A 1,217-nucleotide genomic window follows, 5' to 3' on the forward strand; every position below is an offset into this window, starting at 1 on the left:
TCGCATCCGTGGCTGGCGGATCATGTGGTGCTGGGGTCCGTGCTGGTGCCCGGCACGGCGCTGGTGGAACTGGTGCTGCGGGCGGCCGACGAGGTCGGCTGTGACCTGCTGGAGGAACTGACGTTGGCCGCGCCGCTGGTCCTGCCCACGTCGGGCAGTGGTGTGCAGGTGCAGGTGTGGCTGGGGGAGCCGGATGGTTCGGGCCGCCGCTCGGCGTCGGTCCATGCGCGTGAGGCCGAGGGCCCCTGGACGCTGCACGCCAGCGGCGCGGTGACCACGGGGGCCGAAGCGGCCTCCTTCGATGTCGCCGTCTGGCCTCCGAAGCACGCGGAGCCGCTGGAAGTGGCGGACTGCTACGACGAACTCGCCGACGCCGGGCTCACGTACGGTCCGGTGTTCCAGGGCCTGCGAGCGGCCTGGAAGCTCGGCGAGGACATCTACGCCGAGGTGAGGCTCCCCGAGGGCACGGACGGCGACGCCTACGGGCTGCACCCCGCGCTCTTCGACGCCGCTCTGCACGCGGCGGCACTGGGCGGCGTGGAAGCGGGCGGAGTCCCCTTCTCGTGGACCGGAGTGTCCCTGCACGCCTCCGGAGCCTTGCACCTCCGCGTCCGGATCCGTTCCGGGGGCAACGGAATGTCGGTCGCGATCGCGGACACCTCCGGTGCGCCGGTCGCCTCCGTGGAGTCGCTGGTGGTGCGTCCGCTCTCGGCCGGGCAGTTGCAGGCCGCCGACCGTGACGCCCTCTTCACCGTCGACTGGGTCCCCGTCCCGCTCACGGACGAGCGCGTCGAGCTCGGCACCGGTCCGGAGGGCGAGCCGTTGCGGACCCCAGCGGATCTGCAGTCCCTGACGGGGCCGGCCATACCCGGGACAGTCCTGGTCGCGCCGCCCGCCGGCGCCGCCGGAATGGTGGAGTCCGTACACGTCGCGGCCGCCTGGGCGTTGGAGATGGTGCAGTCCTGGTTGGCCGATGACCGGTTCGTTTCTTCGCGTCTGGTGTTTGTGACGCGTGGTGCGGTGTCTGGTGTGGATCTCGCGGCCGCCGCCGTCCGGGGTCTGGTGCGGTCGGCGCAGTCGGAGAACCCGGGGCGTTTCGGGTTGGTGGACCTGGACGGTGACTGCGAGGTGGCCGTGCTGGGGCAAGGGCTCGCGACCGATGAGCCTGAACTGCTGGTGCGTGGGAATGAGGTGTTGGCTGCCCGGCTGGTCCGGAC

General features: G+C 71.9%; 1 protein-coding gene. It reads left to right on the forward strand.

What is annotated here, in order from left to right:
• Positions 1-1,217 (forward strand): polyketide synthase dehydratase domain-containing protein (locus tag AB0D04_RS42715; RefSeq protein WP_362712890.1); only part of this gene is annotated, 1,217 nt, incomplete at both ends.

The organism is Streptomyces sp. NPDC048483, from assembly GCF_040651455.1.
Taxonomy (GTDB): domain Bacteria; phylum Actinomycetota; class Actinomycetes; order Streptomycetales; family Streptomycetaceae; genus Streptomyces.